The 15,002-nt window shown below is 37.3% G+C and carries 19 protein-coding genes and 5 tRNA genes; 19 read left to right on the forward strand and 5 right to left on the reverse strand.

Annotated elements, in window-relative coordinates:
* Window positions 1–15: 15 nt before the first annotated feature.
* The 5 genes from AC3E9F_RS00005 (at window position 16) to AC3E9F_RS00025 (ending at window position 436) form a co-directional block, all read left to right on the forward strand.
* Window positions 16–96, forward strand: a tRNA-Tyr gene (locus AC3E9F_RS00005).
* Between the two features lie 6 nt (window positions 97–102).
* A tRNA-Trp gene (locus AC3E9F_RS00010) sits at window positions 103–173 on the forward strand.
* A gap of 12 nt (window positions 174–185) precedes the next feature.
* Window positions 186–258, forward strand: a tRNA-His gene (locus AC3E9F_RS00015).
* 13 nt (window positions 259–271) lie between these two features.
* Window positions 272–343, forward strand: a tRNA-Gln gene (locus AC3E9F_RS00020).
* Window positions 344–352: 9 nt separating this feature from the next.
* Window positions 353–436: transfer RNA gene (locus AC3E9F_RS00025), tRNA-Leu, on the forward strand.
* 74 nt (window positions 437–510) lie between these two features.
* Here AC3E9F_RS00025 and AC3E9F_RS00030 read toward each other — a convergent pair.
* Genes AC3E9F_RS00030 through AC3E9F_RS00050 form a run of 5 tightly spaced genes read right to left on the reverse strand, consistent with a single transcriptional unit; the run spans window position 511 to window position 4,001 of the window.
* Window positions 511–1,644 carry a tyrosine-type recombinase/integrase gene (locus tag AC3E9F_RS00030; protein ID WP_023027531.1) on the reverse strand — a complete coding sequence of 378 codons (1,134 nt, stop codon included), beginning with the start codon at window positions 1,642–1,644 and terminating at the stop codon, window positions 511–513.
* A 3-nt stretch (window positions 1,645–1,647) separates the two neighbouring features.
* Window positions 1,648–1,842, reverse strand: a complete 195-nt coding sequence (locus AC3E9F_RS00035; protein WP_000598356.1) for a DUF3173 domain-containing protein — start codon at window positions 1,840–1,842, stop codon at window positions 1,648–1,650.
* 59 nt (window positions 1,843–1,901) lie between these two features.
* Window positions 1,902–2,288 (reverse strand): hypothetical protein, encoded by a 387-nt coding sequence (locus AC3E9F_RS00040; RefSeq protein ID WP_006595173.1) that lies wholly within the window; start codon window positions 2,286–2,288, stop codon window positions 1,902–1,904.
* 2 nt (window positions 2,289–2,290) lie between these two features.
* The gene (locus AC3E9F_RS00045; protein ID WP_490672645.1) at window positions 2,291–3,487 is read right to left on the reverse strand and encodes a replication initiation factor domain-containing protein; all 1,197 of its coding nucleotides are present in this window, start codon (window positions 3,485–3,487) and stop codon (window positions 2,291–2,293) included.
* A gap of 40 nt (window positions 3,488–3,527) precedes the next feature.
* Window positions 3,528–4,001: a hypothetical protein gene (locus AC3E9F_RS00050; RefSeq protein WP_037599776.1), complete on the reverse strand. Its 474-nt coding sequence runs from the start codon at window positions 3,999–4,001 to the stop codon at window positions 3,528–3,530.
* Between the two features lie 320 nt (window positions 4,002–4,321).
* On the opposite strand from AC3E9F_RS00050, the gene AC3E9F_RS00055 reads away from it, so the two are divergent.
* From AC3E9F_RS00055 to AC3E9F_RS00120, 14 genes are all read left to right on the forward strand, one after another.
* Window positions 4,322–4,774: a helix-turn-helix domain-containing protein gene (locus AC3E9F_RS00055; RefSeq protein ID WP_490672646.1), complete on the forward strand. Its 453-nt coding sequence runs from the start codon at window positions 4,322–4,324 to the stop codon at window positions 4,772–4,774.
* A 289-nt stretch (window positions 4,775–5,063) separates the two neighbouring features.
* Window positions 5,064–5,699 carry a DJ-1/PfpI family protein gene (locus AC3E9F_RS00060; RefSeq protein ID WP_485780331.1) on the forward strand — a complete coding sequence of 212 codons (636 nt, stop codon included), beginning with the start codon at window positions 5,064–5,066 and terminating at the stop codon, window positions 5,697–5,699.
* Between the two features lies 1 nt (window position 5,700).
* The gene (locus AC3E9F_RS00065; protein WP_061853397.1) at window positions 5,701–6,225 is read left to right on the forward strand and encodes a DUF1697 domain-containing protein; all 525 of its coding nucleotides are present in this window, start codon (window positions 5,701–5,703) and stop codon (window positions 6,223–6,225) included.
* A 642-nt stretch (window positions 6,226–6,867) separates the two neighbouring features.
* Window positions 6,868–8,019, forward strand: coding sequence for an N-acetylglucosamine-6-phosphate deacetylase (nagA, locus tag AC3E9F_RS00070; protein WP_490672647.1), 1,152 nt, complete (start codon window positions 6,868–6,870; stop codon window positions 8,017–8,019).
* Window positions 8,020–8,185: 166 nt separating this feature from the next.
* Window positions 8,186–8,563: a DUF1033 family protein gene (locus tag AC3E9F_RS00075; protein WP_036752150.1), complete on the forward strand. Its 378-nt coding sequence runs from the start codon at window positions 8,186–8,188 to the stop codon at window positions 8,561–8,563.
* A gap of 53 nt (window positions 8,564–8,616) precedes the next feature.
* Window positions 8,617–9,558, forward strand: a complete 942-nt coding sequence (gene comGA / locus AC3E9F_RS00080; RefSeq protein ID WP_004251547.1) for a competence type IV pilus ATPase ComGA — start codon at window positions 8,617–8,619, stop codon at window positions 9,556–9,558.
* A complete protein-coding gene (gene comGB / locus AC3E9F_RS00085) occupies window positions 9,479–10,522 on the forward strand; it encodes a competence type IV pilus assembly protein ComGB (protein ID WP_490672648.1) in 1,044 nt (347 codons plus the stop codon). Before comGA ends, comGB begins: the two co-directional genes overlap by 80 nt.
* A complete protein-coding gene (gene comGC, locus AC3E9F_RS00090; protein ID WP_490672649.1) occupies window positions 10,523–10,846 on the forward strand; it encodes a competence type IV pilus major pilin ComGC in 324 nt (107 codons plus the stop codon). It abuts the gene before it with no gap.
* A complete protein-coding gene (gene comGD / locus AC3E9F_RS00095) occupies window positions 10,809–11,243 on the forward strand; it encodes a competence type IV pilus minor pilin ComGD (RefSeq protein ID WP_490672650.1) in 435 nt (144 codons plus the stop codon). The genes comGC and comGD overlap by 38 nt, the downstream gene beginning before the upstream one ends.
* Window positions 11,206–11,508: a competence type IV pilus minor pilin ComGE gene (gene comGE, locus AC3E9F_RS00100; RefSeq protein WP_485733298.1), complete on the forward strand. Its 303-nt coding sequence runs from the start codon at window positions 11,206–11,208 to the stop codon at window positions 11,506–11,508. Before comGD ends, comGE begins: the two co-directional genes overlap by 38 nt.
* Window positions 11,471–11,932 (forward strand): competence type IV pilus minor pilin ComGF, encoded by a 462-nt coding sequence (gene comGF / locus AC3E9F_RS00105; RefSeq protein ID WP_490672651.1) that lies wholly within the window; start codon window positions 11,471–11,473, stop codon window positions 11,930–11,932. The genes comGE and comGF overlap by 38 nt, the downstream gene beginning before the upstream one ends.
* Window positions 11,910–12,347: a competence type IV pilus minor pilin ComGG gene (gene comGG, locus AC3E9F_RS00110; protein WP_490672652.1), complete on the forward strand. Its 438-nt coding sequence runs from the start codon at window positions 11,910–11,912 to the stop codon at window positions 12,345–12,347. The genes comGF and comGG overlap by 23 nt, the downstream gene beginning before the upstream one ends.
* A gap of 58 nt (window positions 12,348–12,405) precedes the next feature.
* Complete coding sequence (locus AC3E9F_RS00115) at window positions 12,406–13,107, forward strand: histidine phosphatase family protein (protein WP_490672653.1); 702 nt, start codon at window positions 12,406–12,408, stop codon at window positions 13,105–13,107.
* A 188-nt stretch (window positions 13,108–13,295) separates the two neighbouring features.
* Window positions 13,296–15,002, forward strand: coding sequence for an ABC transporter ATP-binding protein (locus tag AC3E9F_RS00120; protein ID WP_490672654.1), 1,707 nt, complete (start codon window positions 13,296–13,298; stop codon window positions 15,000–15,002).

A 15,002-nucleotide genomic window follows, 5' to 3' on the forward strand; every position in this document is an offset into this window, starting at 1 on the left:
TTTTTAAAATCATACGGAAGGGTAGCGAAGAGGCTAAACGCGGCGGACTGTAAATCCGCTCCTTCGGGTTCGGGGGTTCGAATCCCTCCCCTTCCATCCTCTACGGGCATAGTTTAAAGGTAGAACTAAGGTCTCCAAAACCTTCAGTGTGGGTTCAATTCCTACTGCCCGTGTTTAATAGTATGGCGGGTGTGGTGAAGTGGTTAACACACCAGATTGTGGCTCTGGCATGCGTGGGTTCGATCCCCATCACTCGCCTATTTTATATTATTGGGGTATAGCCAAGCGGTAAGGCAAGGGACTTTGACTCCCTCATGCGTTGGTTCGAATCCAGCTACCCCAGTTACTATTTGCCGGCGTGGCGGAATTGGCAGACGCGCTGGACTCAAAATCCAGTGTCCGCAAGGACGTGCCGGTTCGACCCCGGCCGCCGGTATAGTTTAAAAGACAAGGTTTTCGGACCTTGTCTTTTTTTCTTTGTTGTTTGTCGAGTTACCAATTTTTTCCATTTTAAAATAAATCATCAAGTTTATTAGCCAATGTTTTCTGTTTGCTAGGGTACAAATGGGAATAAGTATCAATTGTTGTCGTAATAGATGCGTGTCCTAATCTTTCTTTAACAACAAGATAATCTTCCCCTTGATTTATAAGTAATGATGCATGAGAGTGTCTTAAATCATGAATTCTTATTCTCTTTAAATCTTTATCCCTTTCTAGTATTTGCTTAAACTTCTTATCAATCATATTTTTTGTAATAGTTATTGGTGTACTCTGTATTATTTGTAGTCCGTCAATATTTTTGGTAAATTCCTTAAGTTTTTCTTTTTGTTTTTCTTTCCAATCTTTTAGCATTTCCGTTAATTTCTGATTGATTGTAATATTTCTAGTTCCTGATCGTGTTTTTGTTGTATTAATGTAGCTTGTATTATTTACAAAGTATACCGTTTTGGTAACGAAAATTGTATTTGTTAAAAGATTTATATCATTCCAGTTCAATGCGAGTATTTCTCCCATTCTCATCCCAGTAAAGAAAGCAATTACGAAAAACAGGTCATAGCTTGTTTCATCATCTTGAATAAGTTCTCTAAATCTCGTGAATTCTTCTATACTCCAAAATTTGATATTAGGCTTCCTAATTGGTAATTTTCTCAGATTCTCAACAGGATTTTTATCAATAAGGGATTTTCTTATACCAGTGTCAAAAATTTTTTTAAGTAGAATTAGAACTTTATTAATTGTATTATAACTTAAAGTTTCATTTTCATTTTGTTTTTTAGGTTTTGTTTTTAGGTATTCACGAAATTCGAATATATGGTCATACGTTAATTTATTTAAATTTGTATTTTTAAAATATGGTTTAATATGACGCTCATAATTGTTTCTTTGTGTACTTGTATAGCTTATTTTTCTGCCATTTTTCAAATCGTCTTCTTCAAGCAACTGGAATAACATATCTGTTGTTACTACAAAGTCAAATTGTTTTTCTTTTAATTCTACAACTCGAATATGTTGTTCTAGTTCTAGTGCTTCCTTTTTAGATTTTAATCCTTTTCGAATGATACGTATTCTTTTTTGTGTGACTGGGTGGAAACCATTAGAAACATCAACAGTCCATTTACCATTTTTAGTTTTACGAATAGTCATTCATTATGCTTCTTTCTGGAGTTCAATTCCTAGTAGTTCTTCAGCGACACTGGCTGGAATTGTACCAATCCGTTTGTTATCGTAGATATTAAAACCACGATTCACTAATAGTAATTTGCCAGTATGGATAATCTTTCTTGCAGTTCCTGGAGCAAATCCAAGTTCGATAAGGTCATCTTTTGTTACTGTTTTAATCATGTGATCTCCTTTTCTAATTAGATTAAGTAAGGGGAGGATTAACTCCCCTTGTCTAATACTTATTTTTGTTTTACATCTACTAAATGGATAGCATCCGCCTTGTAATACATTGTCGAACTAATCATAGTAGCTTGTAAATTGTCAAATGTTACTGGTACTTCATCCATTGCTTGGATATAGTCATTATCAACTAATGCTTCTGGATTGTCTACAGAGACTTGGGTTGATTTCTTTTTGAATTGTCCATCCTTGATTGTTACATTGTATTTCCAACCAATGATTTTATCGGTATTAAAACGTCTTTCGCTACCATCTCGGTTTTTGATAATTTCTCCGTTTGCATCTGCTCGGACTTCCGTTTCAAATTTTGGAATAACTTCATCCAATTCAAATTTTGTTCCAATGTTATTAAAATTCCAGTCATTTTGTGAAAGCATTTTTGCCATAATTAATTTCTCCTTTTAATATTTTCTTTGATTGTAGGGATTAAATCTTCTCTTTTAAAGAGAATTGCCCTTTCTATTAATCCACTTGCTAAATCTGGTGGATATTCCATATTGTTGAGTGCGAGATAGTTAGATTTCTCATACTCATGCAGTAAGTTATTGTCGTATAGAAATTTATACGCTTTTAGAATAGCTCCAGAACCTTTATAGGTAAACCATTCTAATTTTTGTTCTAGTTCTGTTTTTGGTTTTGAAATAATGATAGAGACAGGTTTTGAGTGACCTAAAAACTTTTCCCAAGTTCTCAAAGGTTTTGAGAAGTGACTATCACTATAGAACCTCACTTTTTCTTTGAGATATCCCTTGGTAAAGTTGAGAAGATCTATTTCTGAATGCAACCATTCTTGAATGAAGTAGTGAGCTTTTTCTTTCCTAAGTTCTAACTCCGTTCTTATCCAATTTTCTATATAACGCTTGCTGATACCGAGCTTCTCAGCTCGTTCTAAACGTTTATCGTAAATTCTAAGTCTTTCATCATCATTGGGTTTTCTCAAATATAAGGTCTGGCCGATTGTTTCATCTCCGTAGGTATTGTAGTAGGTGCTTTTTCCATATATAAAGCGTTTCTTCTGACAAATCTTTAGAAGCTGATTAGGAGTGAAATAGGGTGTTTCATTAAAATCATCTATTGCAATATCAATTCGTCTTACTGAAAATTGATTGTAATTGTAGTAGAGGTTGTTCAGAAACTGTCTTTCGGACAGACTATTTGGATCTAATACCATATCTCTAAAGAACTCGAGTGCCTGTCCTGACATGACAAGCATGTAGGACGACTCTTTCGCTCCATGGTAGATACGGATATTTCCATGATGAAGCTGGCTATCATAGTTATAGTATTTAAGGCTCCCTTTATTCTCAATAAATAGGTCATAATCAAGAAATAGAATGTCTTCGATTATTTCTCTTGGCGAAAATTCAGTCTTATCAAACTGAATTTGAATCCAGTCAAATACAGAACGTAAATGTTCATTTTTTGCCATAGATTTTGATTCAACTTTTTGCCTAATTTTGCCACCCATAAAATCTCTAAAACCCTTGATAATACTGAATTCTTTCGATGATACACCTAACTTGCAGAGGGTGGTGTTACTACACACCCTATCGGTCAAAAATGGTCCGTCCGCATCTACGCTCATTTTCAGCTTTCTGCCTCATGGCTCAGCCGAAAACTCGCTATTAGCCGAACCTATTTTTTGACCTCTTCTGAACAAACCCTAGTAAGCCGGTTTGCATCGACTCTTCAATATCTTGGATTTTCTTTTTTAGACTGGCATTCTCATTTTTTATCAGTCGTATTTCTCGCTTAAATTCCTGTTTTAAGGCGCTCAGTTCATCGTAGAGCTCATCTATTACTTGGTTTAGGGATTCGTGCTCATTGTCTGCTAGGCTCCCAAATACGGCTTGTATAGCCTCTTTTAGACCTATTTCAAGTTTTAGGTTAGCTAACTTTTGAAATTGTCTAAGGTCTTCGTTTGTAAAGTCATAGGCAACTGTGTAACTTAATTGATGAGTTCTTGGATTTCTACTGATAGGAATTTTAATTTTCTTAAATTCCTTGCCACTTATCTCTTTAATCAGTTGGATCCAATTTTTAAGAGTAGAGGTAGAGTTTAGGCCAGAAATTTGATTGACTAACTCTTTATTGGTCATCTTTTTGTGAAACCTCCGAAATTTTCTTGTGCAACTGAGGAGTTTTCTGTGGTATAATTGTTACATAATATGTTTTGATCTTGGAACGAACGGCACATTTGTTTCAAGATTTTTTTATTTTGTCGAATCTTACCTCCTTTATTAAAATTTTTTAAATCGACTACTAATTACATACGCTTTTACCTCCTTTTATGCTATAATATTCTCAATGGAATATTTAATCTCAAAATAAATATTCCTTATGGAATAATTCTATTTTATACCGTTTAGAATATTTTGTCAAGCTAAAATATACAGAATCGAATATTGAAGAGGAAACAATGTTTAATAATAATTCTTTTGGAGATCGTCTTAAGGAACTGAGAAAGAGTAAGAAATTAACTCAGGTACAAGTTTCCGAGATGATTGATGTACAACAAGGCACTTATTCTCGTTGGGAAAATGGAACTTTGGAGCCTAGTTTAGAAGCCGTTGTCAAATTAGCAAAATTATTTGATACCACAACAGATTACTTATTAGGAAAAACCATTTACAGTACTCTAGATGTTGTCCCACATCCAATCACTAGAATTGATTTGAAGAAGCTAAAAGAGTTTAATAAAACTGAACTAGATGATCTGAAATTTGCAATTGTCATGAATGGAATTAAAAACCATTCTACTCTACCTAAGTATTTGGATGAGCTAGTCTCTGAAAATAATTTAGATGAAGAAGAGCAAGAAATATTGCATACCCTTTTTAAAGAGGTTCATGATTATTTTAATGCAGATTGATGATTTGTTTTTAGGATCTAAATTCATTCTAGGTGTTGGTACTATTTGTCATAATTCTTCACTCTGCTTTTAAACGGGAGCACAGTGATATTGAGGACAAGTGGTTGAAACGTTGCATAAGTTGATAACATAAATACAAACCTACGGTGAGCCTCCGTAGGTTGTTTAATGTCTAAAAATCGCTATTTTACTGATGAAGTAAAAAATATTGGTATTACAGCGAAACATAAAATATGATACAATAAAAACAATTAATAGTTCGATCATTTATCAAAGAGGAGTAAGAATGATGAAAAATATTTATATGTATATTCAAGATACTATGGCTGATTTCGAACACGGCTATTTAATGCAGGCGCTAAGCTTACAGTCAATGTTAGGAGAAGCTAAAGTAAAATTAGTAACAGTTTCTAAAGGGAAAAAGTCTATAAAAACTGCTGGAGGCATGACAATTGTTCCAGATGTTAATCTATATGATTTAGATACTGCAAATGCAGCTGCGCTAGTGCTTATTGGAGGTGATACTTGGTTGGATAATGAGCAAGATGATGTTTTAGAAGTAGCCTCTAAACTATTGCAAGAAAATATTTTAGTTGGAGCTATTTGTGGCGCTACTTTGGGATTAGCTGAAAAAGGAATTTTAGATAATCGATATCATACAAGTAATGCTTCATTCTTTTTAACCCAGATGAGCCAACATTATCGAGGGCAGGATTATTATAAAGATGAGATTGCAGTTCAAGATGGAAAGCTTATTACCGCTAGCTCAGCCGGATCTTTATCATGGACTAAGCTCATTGTCGAGGAGTTAGGCCTATATTCAAAATCTACAGTAGAAGCATGGTTTAATTATTTTTCAACGGGGGATGCTCATTATTATTTTGAAATGATGAACTCTTTAGAAAATGATGCACAAGGACATTAGTATGAAAAAGATTATTCTTCTTCGCGGAGTAACACCAACAGGTACCAATAGAATTCCCAAAATGTCTTATTTAGTAGAAATCCTAACAGAAGTTGGTTTTTTAAATGTTCAAACATATATTCAGAGTGGGAATATACTGTTAGAATCAGAGTTATCTGACGAAGAAATCAGAAAGTTAGTTCATGATACGATTTTGGATAAAATTGGAGCTGATTTATCAATAATTATCAAAGAAATTAATCAATTAGAGATTGCTATTCAAGAAAACCCATTTGATAATACTTATGATAGTTCTCGTATTCATCTAGTTTTTACTAACGAAGAGATTCCCGAAAGTACTCTAACAGAACTTAGTAGAGAGAATTTTGGAGATGAAGAGTTCTATGGTGGTCACGAGTGCTGTTACCTATATTTACCACGTGATGCTCGAAAAAAACGTTTAAACACAAATTATCTTGAAAAGAAATTTGGAATTCGGATGACTATGAGGAAGTTGAGTGTGGTAGAACGACTTACGAAATTATAATCTTTAAACAAGATAACTACATAACGTTCCATATCCTCCTTGTTAGGGGAAAGAAGCTTCTTTTTGTTTGATTTCCTAGATATAGTTCTATTTAGTTTCTATATTTTTAGTATTCTAAAAGAGATAAAGGAATTAAAGCAAATAAAAGGTAAGTAAATAGATAGACGTAATCTAATTTGTATTGTCTTTATCTGGGGCATGAGTCCGTGTCTTTAACGGGGTTACCAAAAAGTTACAAAAATTTGAAAAATGAGTCTATTTTGCAAGATTCAAAAGTCCTAAAACCCTATTAAATCAAGGTTATAAGATTTAAAAAATGTATTCATAGAACTCAAAATCCAGTGTCCGCAAGGACGTGCCGGTTCGACCCCGGCCGCCGGTATAGTATTAAAGACAAGGTTTTCGGACCTTGCCTTTTTTATTTTTCCTCCAATTTTTCTCTCAGAGTTACTTAAAATTACTATTTTTTTAAATAATTATTTTTATCTAGTAAACATTTTTTACTTTATTTTTACTAAATCTTCAATTATTTCACATTATTTTTAACTATGATAGGTCTATACCATTTACAAATTACTTATAAAGGTTTATAATGTAATTGACATAATAAATATTAGAAAATTGTATACGGAGGTTATCATTATGCCTAAATATATTAAAGCTGATCAATTTTTCTATCCTCATGGTGTTCGTCGCGGTGGTTACTTAGAACTTATTGATGGAAAATTTGGTAAGCATGTAGATCAAGTAGCTGAAGGTGCTGAAATTATTGACTATAGTGGTTATAGTATTGCACCTGGTCTTGTGGATACTCATATTCATGGTTTTGGTGGTGTCGATGTTATGGACAATAATATTGAAGGTACGCTTCATACTATGAGTGAAGGGCTTCTTAGTACTGGTGTTACAAGCTTTTTACCAACAACTTTGACCTCTTCATATGAGCAGTTATTAGCAGTAACTGAGAACATTGGGGCTCGTTACCAAGAAGCTACTGGTGCTAAGATTCGTGGTATTTATTTTGAAGGTCCTTATTTTACTGAAAAGTATAAGGGAGCTCAAAATCCAGCTTACATGAAGGATCCTCGAATGGATGAGTTTCGTGCTTGGCAGAAGGCTGCTAATGGCCTTCTTAATAAGATTGCGCTTGCTCCAGAACGTGAAGGTGTAGAAGACTTTGTTCGTACTATTACTGGAGAAGGTGTAACGGTTGCTCTTGGTCACTCTAATGCAACATTTGATGAAGCTAAAAAAGCTGTTGATGCTGGAGCAAGTGTATGGGTACATGCTTATAACGGTATGCGTGGTTTGACTCATCGTGAACTTGGGATGGTTGGTGCCATGTATGAATTGCCTCATACTTACGCAGAGTTGATTTGCGATGGTCATCATGTGGATCCTAAGGCTTGTGACATTCTTCTTAAACAAAAGGGTACTGAAAATATTGCTCTTATTACAGACTGTATGACAGCTGGTGGTTTACAAGATGGTGACTATATGTTGGGAGAATTCCCAGTTGTAGTTGCGGATGGGACTGCTCGTCTTAAATCTACAGGGAACTTAGCAGGTTCTATTCTCAAACTTAAAGATGGTTTGAAAAATGTTGTTGAATGGGGTATTGCAAATCCTCATGAAGCTGTCATGATGGCAAGTCTCAATCCTGCAAAATCTGTTCACATTGATGATGTATGTGGACAAATCCGTGAAGGTTACGAAGCTGATTTTATCGTTCTTGATAAAGATTTGGAATTGGTAGCAACTTATCTCGATGGGGAAAAACGTTATCAAGCTTAGAAACATAAAGCAGTGACTAGTTTTAGTTGCTGCTTTTTCGTTAGCTGCATTTTATTGTGTGACTTGATTAAAGAGAAAGTCCTTAAGGTAGTTACTGAAAACGAGCAAATTTCTTTCTTTGTACTTAAAATTTCGCTATAATAGACGATACAAAGGAAATGAAACTATGTATCGAGTTATAGAAATGTACGGGGATTTTGAACCTTGGTGGTTCATAGAAGGATGGGAAGAAGACGTCATTAGTAGTAAGAAATTCGAAAACTACTATGACGCTTTGAAGTATTATAAATCTTGCTGGTTTGAACTGGAAAAGAAAATTCCTCTATATAAGAGTCGAGGAGACTTAATGACCATATTTTGGAATCCGGAGGATAAGCGTTGGTGTGAGGAATGTGATGAGTTTCTGCAACAGTATCATTCGTTAGCTTTACTGGAAGATGGTCAAGTTATACCAGACGAAAAATTCAGACCGGGTTACGAAAAACAAACTGGTTTAGAAATCCACCGAACGTGTCGCATCAAAAAAGATGGAACAACTTTTTAATAAAGTTGTTCTTTTTTTTGTATTTTCTTCGAATAATTAACTGAGGAGGGAATATGGTACAAGCACTTGCACAAGAATTGATTAGTCTCGCAAAAAAGGATGGAGCTCAGGATATCTATTTTATTCCCAAGGACAAGGGTTATGAGTTGCATATGCGAATAGGTGATGAAAGGCGTTTGATTAATAGCTATGACTTTGAAAAGTTGGGCGCAGTGATTAGTCACTTTAAATTTATTGCGGGGATGAATGTTGGAGAAAAGCGTCGTAGTCAACTGGGTTCCTGTGATTATCAGCATGATGGCAAGGTTTCTTCACTACGCTTATCGACGGTAGGAGATTATCGTGGTCATGAGAGTTTAGTTATTCGCCTTTTGCACGATGAAGAACAAGAGTTGCACTTCTGGTTTCAAGACCTTAAGGAACTGGAAAAGGGCTTTAGGCAACGCGGCCTTTATCTATTTGCAGGACCTGTAGGAAGTGGTAAAACTACCTTAATGCATGAATTAGCTAAGTCATTGTTTAAGGGACAACAAGTCATGTCCATTGAGGACCCAGTCGAGATTAAGCAAGAAGAGATGCTGCAATTACAACTCAATGAAGCTATTGGACTGAGTTATGAAAACTTGATAAAACTTTCTTTGCGGCACCGCCCAGATCTTTTAATCATTGGGGAAATTCGAGATAGCGAAACAGCCCGTGCTGTTGTAAGAGCTAGCTTAACGGGAGCTACAGTGTTTTCGACCATACATGCAAAGAGTATTCGTGGGGTCTATGAGCGTCTTTTAGAACTGGGTGTCAGTGAAGATGAACTCGCAGTTGTTTTACAAGGTGTTTGCTACCAGAGACTAATCGGGGGAGGAGGAATTATTGATTTTGCAAACCAAAAATATTCAGAACACCAGGCAGAAAAGTGGAATGAGCACATTGATCAGCTTCTTAAAGACGGACATATCACTGCCCTTCAAGCTGAAACGGAGAAAATTAGCTACCAGTAAGCAGAAGAAAATTATCACTCTCTTTAACAATTTGTTTTCGAGTGGTTTTCACTTGGTAGAAATCATTTCCTTTCTTGATAGAAGTCTTTTGTTGGAGAAGGAATATGTTTCACAGATGCGCCTAGGACTATCGAAAGGAAAATCTTTCTCGGAAATGATGGGGAATTTAGGTTTTTCGAGTGCGATTGTCACTCAACTTTCATTGGCTGAAGTTCATGGAAATCTCCATTTGAGTTTGGGGAAAATTGAAGAATATTTGGATAATCTTGCTAAGGTCAAGAAGAAGTTAATTGAAGTTGCGACCTACCCACTTATTTTGCTAGCTTTCTTACTGCTAATTATGCTAGGATTGCGGAATTATCTCTTGCCCCAACTGGATAGTAGTAACATAGCTACCTTAGTGATTAGTAACCTGCCACAGATTTTTCTCGGACTTATTCTGGCACTAAGTCTTGCATCTTTAACAGGACTGATATTCTACAGGAAATCTAGGAAGATACAGGTCTTTTCTTATCTGGCTAGGATTCCCTTTCTAGGTGTGTTTGTTCAGTATTTTCTAACTGCCTATTATGCTCGAGAATGGGGCAATATGATTGGACAAGGTTTAGAGTTGGCACAGATTTTCCAGATGATGCAAGAGCAAGGGAATCCTCTTTTTAAGGAAATTGGATACGATTTAGATCAGTCTTTGCAAAATGGGCATGAATTTTCTAAGGTTGTTCAGATCTATCCCTTCTTTAGAAGGGAGTTGGGATTAATCATTGAATATGGAGAGGTTAAATCCAAGTTGGGAAGCGAATTGGAAATCTATGCGGAAAAAACGTGGGAATCCTTCTTTACCCGAGTCAATCGGACTATGAATCTAGTACAACCCATGGTATTTATTTTTGTAGCCCTACTAATCGTTTTATTGTACGCAGCTATGTTGCTGCCCATGTATCAAAATATGGAGGTGAATTTTTAGATGAAAAAAATGATGATGAAGTTCAAAGAAGCGAAGGCAAAAGCTTTTACACTGGTCGAAATGTTAGTGGTGTTGCTTATCATTAGCGTCCTACTCTTGCTTTTTGTACCAAATCTAACTAAGCAAAAGGATGCAGTCAATGACAAGGGTAAAGCAGCGGTTGTCAAGGTGGTAGAAAGTCAAGCAGAACTCTATAGTCTGGATAAAAATGAAGATGCCAGTCTAAGCAAATTACAGGCAGATGGACGTATCACTGCTGAGCAAGCCAAAGCCTACAAAGAATACCATGCAAAACAAAAGACAAGTCAAACAGTTGCGGATTAGGGCTTTTACCATGTTAGAAAGTTTATTGGTGTTAGGAATAGTCAGCCTGCTTGCCTTGGGTTTGTCCAGTTCAGTCCAGTCCACTTTTGCAGCTGTGGAAGAGCAAATTTTCTTTATGGAGTTTGAGGAACTTTATCGAGAAACCCAGAAGCGTAGTCTGGCTAGTCAACAAAAAATGAACTTAATTTTAGAAGAGAGAAGCATTGGCAATGGCTATCAGAAATTAGCTATTCCGAAAGGAATACAATTGCAGTCCACTCAGTCAATCACCTTTGATAAGGCTGGTGGGAATTCATCTCTGGCGAGCGTGAGATTTCAAACGAAGAAAGAAGTGGTTCGCTACCAACTATATCTAGGAAATGGAAAGATTAAACGTATTCAAGAAGCAAAAAATTAAGGCGGTCATTCTACTGGAGGCAGTGATTTCACTCGCTATTTTTGCCAGTATTGCAACCCTCTTGCTAGGACAGATTCAAGAAAGTAGACGACAGGAAGCAAGACTCATAGAACAGGAAGAAGTTTTGCGAGTGGCTCGAATGGCTTTGCAGACTGGGCAAAAACAGTTGACTGTCAACGGTCTTACGGTTCATGTTGTCTCGAATGAGCGAGGTTTGGAGGTATACCATGGAACGGAGAAATTACTGGCGATTCAAGACAAGTAGGGTCAGAGCTTTTACACTTTTAGAATCCTTGGTTGCCCTTATCGTTATTAGTGGTAGCTTGCTTCTTTTTCAAGCTATGAGCCGACTCTTGGTTTCAGAAGTTCACTATCAGCAGAGAAGTGAGCAGAAGGAATGGCTTTTATTTGTGGATCAGCTGGAAGCAGAGCTGAATCGAGCCCAGTTTGAAAAAGTGGAGAATGATAGACTTTATCTCAAACAGGAAGGTAAACCTATTTCCATGGGTAAATCAAGGACAAATGATTTCCGGAAAACAGATGCCAGTGGCCGAGGATACCAGCCTATAGTCTACGGTCTGAAATCAGCTCGTATTCAAGAAAAAGGTCAGGAGTTACATTTTCATTTTCAGTTCGAAAAAGGGCTAGAGAGGGAGTTTGTCTACCGTGTGGAAAAAGAAAAAAGTTAGAGCAGGAGTTCTCCTTTACGCGATTACTATTGCTGGAATTTTTAGTCTCTTGTTACAGTTTTATCTGAATCGACAAGTGGCTCTTCATCAGAATTATGCCTTAAATCAAGAAAAACTCCTTGCTTTTGCAATGGCTAAGAGAACCTATGAAAGAGCTAATTCTGAAAGTGGTCAGCAGTCGTTTGATGTAGGAAAAGCAAGTTATCATAGTGACGAAAAGAGATTTACAACGATTGTCGATACTGGAAAACATCAATTTGAATTTCACTTTCCATCTTTGAAAAAGACCGAAGAAAAGTCTAAGAAGATAGAAAACAAGACCAAAGAAGGTAGTGAGGAGAAAAAAGAAGAACAGGTTAAAAAAGAGACAGCTATGTCTTCCCAATTAGCCCCTGATAGAAATAGTACAGAATAGTTTGGACGAGGTTTTTACCTGAAATCATGCTATAATAGATACATATGGAGGACCAAAAATGGCAAGTGTAAAATTGTATCTAGTGCGTCATGGGAAAACAATGTTTAATACGATTGGGCGTGCTCAAGGATGGAGTGATACTCCTTTAACAGCTGAAGGTGAGCGAGGCATTCACGAATTGGGAATTGGTTTGCGTGAGTCTGGCTTAACCTTTGAGCGTGCTTATTCAAGTGACTCAGGGCGGACCATTCAGACAATGGGAATTATCCTTGAAGAACTTGGTTTGACAGGGCAAATTCCTTATCGCATGGATAAGCGAATTCGTGAATGGTGCTTTGGTAGTTTTGATGGTGCTTATGATGGGGACTTATTTATGGGGATTATTCCTCGTATCTTTAATGTCGATCATGTGCATCGTTTGTCCTATGCTGAGCTGGCTGAAGGTCTGGTAGAAGTGGATACAGCAGGCTGGGCTGAGGGCTGGGAAAAGCTAAGTGGTCGTATCTGGGAAGGCTTTGAAGCCATTGCCAAGGAAATGGAAGCCAATGGGGGAGGAAATGCTCTCGTTGTCAGTCATGGAATGACTATTGGTACCATTGTTTACCTCATTAACGGCATGCATCCACATGGTCTTGATAACGGAAGTGTGACGATTCTTGAGTACGAAGATGGTCAGTTTTCAGTCAAGATTGTTGGGGACTGTAGCTACCGTGAAATTGGACGAGCTCAATTAGACGAGCAAGATAGTTCAGAACAATAAAATTCAGTACTAAATTAGAAGAATTTTTAAAGGATTGATAGAATGCTAATGTCGTGTTTGCACAAGCTTGAGAGAGCTGAGTGCTTTGACAATAGCATTCTTTTTTGTTAGAATAGTATCAACATAAAAGCATAAGAAGGGACTGACAGAACTGTCGTCCCCTTTTGTCTATCTTATAAGGGGGAAATATGCTGTTTCAGAAAATAAAAGCCTATAAATGGCAGGCCCTGGCTTCCTTGGTCATGACAGGTCTAATGGTAACTAGTTCACTCTTGCAACCACGTTATTTGCAGGAGGTTTTAGAGGCACTGCTAACGGGTGATAATGAAGCTATTTATACTATCGGTTTTTGGTTGATTCTTGTTGCCTTGATTGGTTTAGTTGCAGGTGGGATCAATGTAGTGTCAGCAGCTTACATTGCTCAAGGAGTTTCGTCTGACTTACGTGAAGATGCCTTTCGTAAGATTCAAACTTTTTCATACGCCAATATTGAGAAGTTTAATGCAGGGAACCTCGTTGTGCGTATGACTAACGATATCAACCAGATTCAAAACGTCGTTATGATGACCTTCCAAATCCTCTTTCGACTACCGATTTTATTTATTGGTTCCTTTATATTAGCCGTTGTTACTCTGCCTTCGCTGTGGTGGGTGCTGGTTCTTATGGTTGTTTTGATCGTCGCCATGACAGGTCTTATGATGGGAATGATGGGGCCTCGATTTGCAAAATTCCAGACCTTATTGGAGCGTATCAATGCCATTGCCAAAGAAAATTTACGTGGTGTGCGCGTGGTTAAGTCTTTTGTTCGAGAAAAAGATCAATTTGATAAGTTTACGCAGGTATCCGATGAATTACTGAGTGAAAACCTTTATATCGGCTACGCCTTTTCTATCGTTCAACCTGTAATGATGATGATTTCATACGGGGCTGTCTTTCTCTCAATCTGGCTTGTAGCAGGTATGGCAGAGTCAGATCCGTCAGTAGTTGGTTCCATTGCTTCCTTTGTAAACTACCTGAGTCAAATTATCTTTACTATCGTTATGGTCGGATTTTTGGGGAACTCAGTTACTCGTGCCATGATTTCCCTCCGTCGTATCCGTGAAATCCTTGATACAGAACCGGCTATGACCTTTGAGAATGTGGAAGATGAAGTTTTAGAAGGAAGTCTCAGCTTTGAACATGTAACTTTCACCTATCCAAATGATGAGGAGCCTATCCTAAAAGATGTTTCCTTTGATATCGCGCCTGGCGAGATGGTTGGGGTTGTCGGTGCAACCGGTGCAGGCAAATCGACCTTGGCTCAGTTGATTCCACGACTTTTTGATCCCCAGCAAGGCTCTATCAAAATTGGTGGAAAGGATATTCGTACAGTTAGCGAAGGGACTCTTCGCAAGACAGTTTCGATCGTCTTACAAAGAGCCATTCTCTTTAGTGGTACGATCGCAGATAATCTCAGACAAGGAAAGGGAGATGCGACAGTTTCAGAACTGGAACGTGCAGCTCGTATCGCCCAGGCCAGTGAATTTATTAGTCGTATGGATTTGGCCTTTGAGAGTCCGGTTGAAGAACGGGGGACCAACTTTTCTGGTGGACAAAAGCAAAGAATGTCCATTGCGCGTGGGGTTGTAAGCAATCCTAAAATCTTGATATTTGATGACTCAACTTCGGCACTAGATGCTAAGTCAGAACGCTTGGTACAAGAAGCTCTCAACAGGGACTTGAAAGGAACAACCACCATTATTATTGCGCAAAAGATTAGCTCTGTTGTGCATGCGGATAAAATTTTAGTACTTGATCAAGGTCGACTGATTGGCCAAGGAAAACATGCTGACTTGGTCGCAACAAACCCAGTTTATCGTGAGATTTACGAAACGCAAAAAGGAAAGGAGGAGTAG

The sequence above is a fragment of the Streptococcus sp. SCPM-O-B-15277 (M60) genome (assembly GCF_058200335.1).

Bases quoted from the DNA above. Each gene is read 5' to 3' on its own strand.
- AC3E9F_RS00030 (WP_023027531.1), bottom strand. From the start codon at position 1,644: ATGACTATTCGTAAAACTAAAAATGGTAAATGGACTGTTGATGTTTCT.
- AC3E9F_RS00035 (WP_000598356.1), bottom strand. From the start codon at position 1,842: ATGATTAAAACAGTAACAAAAGATGACCTTATCGAACTTGGATTTGCT.
- AC3E9F_RS00040 (WP_006595173.1), bottom strand. From the start codon at position 2,288: ATGGCAAAAATGCTTTCACAAAATGACTGGAATTTTAATAACATTGGA.
- AC3E9F_RS00045 (WP_490672645.1), bottom strand. From the start codon at position 3,487: ATGAGCGTAGATGCGGACGGACCATTTTTGACCGATAGGGTGTGTAGT.
- AC3E9F_RS00050 (WP_037599776.1), bottom strand. From the start codon at position 4,001: ATGACCAATAAAGAGTTAGTCAATCAAATTTCTGGCCTAAACTCTACC.
- AC3E9F_RS00055 (WP_490672646.1), top strand. From the start codon at position 4,322: ATGTTTAATAATAATTCTTTTGGAGATCGTCTTAAGGAACTGAGAAAG.
- AC3E9F_RS00060 (WP_485780331.1), top strand. From the start codon at position 5,064: ATGAAAAATATTTATATGTATATTCAAGATACTATGGCTGATTTCGAA.
- AC3E9F_RS00065 (WP_061853397.1), top strand. From the start codon at position 5,701: ATGAAAAAGATTATTCTTCTTCGCGGAGTAACACCAACAGGTACCAAT.
- nagA (WP_490672647.1), top strand. From the start codon at position 6,868: ATGCCTAAATATATTAAAGCTGATCAATTTTTCTATCCTCATGGTGTT.
- AC3E9F_RS00075 (WP_036752150.1), top strand. From the start codon at position 8,186: ATGTATCGAGTTATAGAAATGTACGGGGATTTTGAACCTTGGTGGTTC.
- comGA (WP_004251547.1), top strand. From the start codon at position 8,617: ATGGTACAAGCACTTGCACAAGAATTGATTAGTCTCGCAAAAAAGGAT.
- comGB (WP_490672648.1), top strand. From the start codon at position 9,479: ATGAGCACATTGATCAGCTTCTTAAAGACGGACATATCACTGCCCTTC.
- comGC (WP_490672649.1), top strand. From the start codon at position 10,523: ATGAAAAAAATGATGATGAAGTTCAAAGAAGCGAAGGCAAAAGCTTTT.
- comGD (WP_490672650.1), top strand. From the start codon at position 10,809: ATGCAAAACAAAAGACAAGTCAAACAGTTGCGGATTAGGGCTTTTACC.
- comGE (WP_485733298.1), top strand. From the start codon at position 11,206: ATGGAAAGATTAAACGTATTCAAGAAGCAAAAAATTAAGGCGGTCATT.
- comGF (WP_490672651.1), top strand. From the start codon at position 11,471: ATGGAACGGAGAAATTACTGGCGATTCAAGACAAGTAGGGTCAGAGCT.
- AC3E9F_RS00115 (WP_490672653.1), top strand. From the start codon at position 12,406: ATGGCAAGTGTAAAATTGTATCTAGTGCGTCATGGGAAAACAATGTTT.
- AC3E9F_RS00120 (WP_490672654.1), top strand. From the start codon at position 13,296: ATGCTGTTTCAGAAAATAAAAGCCTATAAATGGCAGGCCCTGGCTTCC.